This is a genomic window from Limnofasciculus baicalensis BBK-W-15 (assembly GCF_024178385.1).
Classification (GTDB): Bacteria; Cyanobacteriota; Cyanobacteriia; order Cyanobacteriales; family Coleofasciculaceae; genus Limnofasciculus; species Limnofasciculus baicalensis.
This window is the reverse complement of the sequence record NZ_JAMZMM010000433.1, coordinates 1-4,507: the sequence shown is the minus strand read 5'-3', so window position 1 is coordinate 4,507 and position 4,507 is coordinate 1. Positions and strand designations below refer to the sequence as shown.

Here is a 4,507-nt window from a genome sequence, read left to right as displayed (position 1 = left end):
AGTTATCGGTTAGGATAGATGAGGGACTTTCTGGCAAGAGGGTATCTCAGAACTGGTCAGAAATTTCCTCTCATGTGGCAGTAGCCGTAGGACGAATGCCTTCGGCAAGTTACGGGCACACAAGGTATCGGACAGTGTGCTTGACTTTAGATTGCCTTAATATGCAAAAGTTCCCGATCTGTGTTAAACTGTTTTAGAAGATTGAATTCGGTTGTGCAGTTTGTTTTTATCCATATCCAAAATTACAGACCTCTCCGGATCTAAATCTCTACACCCTATGATTCTGGAGATATTCCATGTCAATTTACGTCGGTAACCTGTCTTATGAGGTTGGAGATGAAGACCTCAAGCAAGTCTTTGCAGAATATGGCACCGTTAAGAGTGTTCAATTACCTATTGACCGGGAAACTGGTCGGGTGAGAGGTTTTGGCTTTGTAGAAATGGGATCGGATGCTGAGGAAACAGCAGCGATTGAGGCTCTTGACGGCGCTGAGTGGATGGGGCGTAGCTTGAAAGTTAATAAGGCGAAACCCAAACCCGAAGGTGGTGGCGGCGGCCGCCGTGGCGGTGGTGGTGATAGAGGAGGATTTAATCGCCGCTATTAAGGTTTATAAGCATCAACGCTGAAAACCCCGTGTCTTTAGATGGGGGAGTATAAAACTCTCAGCATTCAGGAATCAGCTAAATCCTCATCAAGGTTAACTGACAGCTCAGTTACTTAAATGGTCATTTTGCGATCCTCCTGAGTTGAAAACCAAGAATTTAACTCTAAAGTCTTAAGGGCAGACAAGGAGTCTGCCTTTTTTACTCTCTAGAAACTCAGATCTTGCACCAGCCTCATCATCTTTGTTTCTGGCAACTGCCCTTACCTGAAAGCATAAATTTTTAGTCTGGAAACCCGGTTTCTCAAGTCTGCCCTTGAATGGTGGAAGATATCAGTAGAAATAAACTTTCCCAGAAAGCTCTCTGTCTTTATTCAATGTAGTATGGAACACAATGACCCAAATAATCGTAGGCCAAAATGAAGGGATTGAGTCAGCCTTGCGTCGATTTAAGCGACAAGTTTCCAAGGCGGGGATTTTCCCAGATTTAAAGAAAAATCGTCACTTTGAAACACCTGTGCAAAAACGCAAGCGCAAAGAAATTGCCATGCACAAGCAGCGTAAGAGACGTTTCCGTACCTAAAGTACTCCTGCCCACTAACGTTTAATACCCTTAAACCTTTCTTTGGCTACCTGAAACGCTTCTTGCATCACCGATTGAATTTGCTGCGGGTCCGGTTTTTTTCCTCCCATTAAATCGCCAAAGTAAACGCAAGAAGCTTCCCCTAATGACCAAGTATAAGCGGCTGCCCAGGATGCAGCAATGACACTACCAACACCAGGGAGGAATTTGGTTAACTCTCTTCCGATCGCCTGTGCTAAAAAACCACCCGCGATCGCGCTTACTATACCTCCTGCCTGAGATGGAGTCAATATTTGCCCATATAACTTCCCCAATATTGTCACCATCGACACTTGCAAAGCTGTTAAGACAGGCATGGTGGCAAAGGGTAGGGGGACAGCGGAAATAGTGGCTGCCATTACTGAAAAAGCTAACATGTAACGTCTGCCGACATCGCGGTATATATTACCAATTTGGGTAGTAGCTTCTTTATCTAATAATTGATAAATCGCACGGGATTCAGCTTCTGGAAGTAATTCTGCCAGATTATCCCTCAGCGCCTCTAATCCATAAAATACTGGTGTATAACCGTCTTCTTCCAAGGTAAAGTCAATTGGTACAGACTTATCGTAAACTCCAGTAAAAGATTCCTGCATTGCCGCAAATGAGCGATTAATTTCGGCAAATTCAGGTGGATAAGTAGGATGATTTTCTGTACTGAGAGGATAAACCTCATGGAGACAAGTAACTGTTAAGAGACAGGGTATGCTGGGATACTTCTGACGCAACTGTTGGATAATTTCTCGTAGAGTATCGGTGGCAAAATCATTAATTTTGACAGTTAAAATCAGAACCCTGGCGCTGGTATAATTTTCTAGATTATTAATCAATTCTTGAATAATAATTTCCGTATCCTGATTCACATCTCCCAATCCCACCGTATCTGTAAAAATTAGTAACGGCAAATCGCTGGAGGGATAAGCATATCGTTCCGTATGTTGAGTGTGGGGACGGAATCCTTGCCCAACAATTTCAGCAGAAACCCCCGTCAATCCTCGTACAATCGAACTTTTGCCAGATTGAGGTTTACCAATTAATAGAGCTTCTGTGGTGGGTAATTCTGCTTTAATTGTCGCCAATATCTCGGCAATTTGAGATTCACTAACGTTAAACCAACCTACAATTTTCTCTGTTACTTTTTCTAGCGGTATTAGTTGTCTTAACTGCTTTGTGGTGTTTCTCCAGATATCAGTTACTGGGGTGAATAAACCCGGTTTTTTTACCTCAGCTTGGTTATCTGTCGGTTGGTTAAACGGCTGGGGATTTGGTAATGGTGAATTGCGATTGTCTTCTTCTGTCATAGAATTAAGAGGTGAGAGGGGAGAGGTAATAATCTGGATTGTTTAACCACTAAGACACTAAGACACTAAGGAAGAGAAGAAGTGGGTAATTTTCTGGGATGGTAGTAATATTGACTATCGAGGACTTCATCCTTCCCCATTATTTATCATAATCCTCTATATCCGCACTTTCTGTCAGAGAATCATTTTTGAATTTGGCATTTCTCAGCTTAAATGTTCTTGACAAGTATTGAGTCAGGATGCTATCCATTGTATCCTTATGATCTAAAGGAATCTGCCAACTCCGCTTTGAACAGAAAGGAATCCGGTTTTTTAGCCAAACGGTTAGAGTATTTCCTTTTTTACCCTTCCATTTGTACAGAGCAATTTCCTGCCACTGAATTAAGCCAAATTTGAAGTAAATTCCGTTTTCTCTCAGTTCCAGTTTACTCAATCCTGCCCAGAAAAAATAAATGACTGTGGACCAATAGGAGATGGCAAGATAAAAATAATATGTTAGCTTTTCATCTCCTATTTTGGCTAAATAGAAAAACTGAGTAGTGGGGACAATTGCTAAGATAAACAGAATTGTCCCTGTCAGTAACATCATTTTATGCTCTGAAGGCCAACCCAAATTCCACAGGAGGGCACCTGCCTGTTTTTTACGTCGAGGTGCAGTAATAATATATGTCCAGGCGATTGCTGCGAATATAATAAATAAACCCAGCAATGCCCTCTCTGCCCAAACCATAGCTTGCCTTCTCTTAATGCAAAAAGTGACGGATGCCAGCGAACACCATAACTAACCCTAACTCATTGGCTGCTTTAATGGAATCTTTATCGCGCACGCTGCCCCCCGGTTGTACAATAGCTGTAATTCCTGCTCCTGCTGCCGTCCGCACGGAGTCGTCAAAGGGGAAGAAGCCATCGCTGGCGAGGATACTCCCTTTCGCTTTTTCCCCAGCTTGTTCTAGGGCTATTTTAACTGAACCCACGCGATTCATTTGCCCTGCGCCAATTCCTAATGTGGTGCGATCGCAAGTCACTACAATAGCATTAGATTTGACGTGTTTACATACTTGCCACGCAAATAATAATTCTGCTAATTCGTCTGGTGTTGGTTGTTTTTCTGTGACTATTTGCCAGTTATCGGGAGATTCGATAATATCATCGGCGGCTTGCACTAACAAACCTCCGGCAATAACTTTCACATTTTCGGCTGCACCTGATTTTAAGTCTGATAAAAGTAATACTCTCAGATTGGATTTAGCTGCTAGTATTGCTTTGGCATCGGCTTGGCAGTCTGGTGCTACTATACATTCTAAAAAGGTTTGGCTTAAGGCTGTTGCTGTGGCGGCATCAATAGATTTATTTAAGGCAACAATTCCACCAAATGCTGAAACAGAGTCCGCGTTAAATGCTTTTTGGTAAGCTTCGGATAGGTTAGTTCCCAAGGCTACGCCGCAGGGATTATTATGTTTGATAATAACGGCGGCTGGGTTATCGCTAAATTCGGTAATTATTTGCCGCGCTGCTTCTAAATCGACAAGATTATTGTAACTTAATTCTTTGCCCTGAAGTTTGGTTGCTCCTGTCCAACCTGTGGGAATACTGCCTGTCTGATACCAGGCTGCGGGTTGATGGGGGTTTTCTCCGTAGCGGAGGGGTTGTATTTTTTTGGCGGATAAGACAAATTGGGCGGCGGATGGGGCAGCAGATGGGGTAACGGATGTAACGGATGGGGTAACGGATGGGGTAACGGATGGGGTAACGGATGGGGTAACGGATTTCCTCCATCTTTCCGACAAATTCGATAACCCCTCTGTCACATCCGCTATATACTCCGTTGCCAAACGTCTATAAACAACTCTTCCAGAAATGCGGGGTAAAACTGAAAATGAGATGGTATCGACTGTGAGTATTACGCGCAACGTTCAGGAGAACTTGACTATGAGAGCGCTCAATGGGAAGAACATTTCTCACGGGTTATCCAATGGCACTGC

General features: G+C 43.3%; 5 protein-coding genes and 1 pseudogene. 3 read left to right on the top strand and 3 right to left on the bottom strand.

Features of this window, described 5'->3' with window-relative positions:
• The 3 genes from NJ959_RS26040 to rpsU form a co-directional block, all read left to right on the top strand.
• On the top strand, positions 1–197 hold a 197-nt coding region (locus tag NJ959_RS26040; RefSeq protein WP_254014667.1), incomplete at its 5' end, for a hypothetical protein.
• Positions 198–296: 99 nt separating this feature from the next.
• The gene (gene rbp / locus NJ959_RS26035; protein ID WP_254014666.1) at positions 297–605 is read left to right on the top strand and encodes an RNA-binding regulator; all 309 of its coding nucleotides are present in this window, start codon (positions 297–299) and stop codon (positions 603–605) included.
• 391 nt (positions 606–996) lie between these two features.
• The gene (gene rpsU, locus NJ959_RS26030) at positions 997–1,185 is read left to right on the top strand and encodes a 30S ribosomal protein S21 (protein ID WP_254014665.1); all 189 of its coding nucleotides are present in this window, start codon (positions 997–999) and stop codon (positions 1,183–1,185) included.
• A 14-nt stretch (positions 1,186–1,199) separates the two neighbouring features.
• Here rpsU and NJ959_RS26025 read toward each other — a convergent pair whose 3' ends face one another.
• The 3 genes and pseudogenes from NJ959_RS26025 to purH form a co-directional block, all read right to left on the bottom strand.
• Positions 1,200–2,525 (bottom strand): YcjF family protein, encoded by a 1,326-nt coding sequence (locus NJ959_RS26025; RefSeq protein ID WP_254014664.1) that lies wholly within the window; start codon positions 2,523–2,525, stop codon positions 1,200–1,202.
• Between the two features lie 139 nt (positions 2,526–2,664).
• Complete coding sequence (locus NJ959_RS26020; protein WP_254014663.1) at positions 2,665–3,255, bottom strand: DUF5673 domain-containing protein; 591 nt, start codon at positions 3,253–3,255, stop codon at positions 2,665–2,667.
• A 13-nt stretch (positions 3,256–3,268) separates the two neighbouring features.
• A pseudogene (gene purH, locus NJ959_RS26015) lies at positions 3,269–4,198 on the bottom strand (bifunctional phosphoribosylaminoimidazolecarboxamide formyltransferase/IMP cyclohydrolase); the annotation flags it as partial.
• Positions 4,199–4,507 lie beyond the last annotated feature (309 nt).

Excerpts from the sequence above, each read along its gene's own strand:
- rbp (WP_254014666.1), top strand. The coding sequence starts at position 297 with ATGTCAATTTACGTCGGTAACCTGTCTTATGAGGTTGGAGATGAAGAC.
- rpsU (WP_254014665.1), top strand. The coding sequence starts at position 997 with ATGACCCAAATAATCGTAGGCCAAAATGAAGGGATTGAGTCAGCCTTG.
- NJ959_RS26025 (WP_254014664.1), bottom strand. The coding sequence starts at position 2,525 with ATGACAGAAGAAGACAATCGCAATTCACCATTACCAAATCCCCAGCCG.
- NJ959_RS26020 (WP_254014663.1), bottom strand. The coding sequence starts at position 3,255 with ATGGTTTGGGCAGAGAGGGCATTGCTGGGTTTATTTATTATATTCGCA.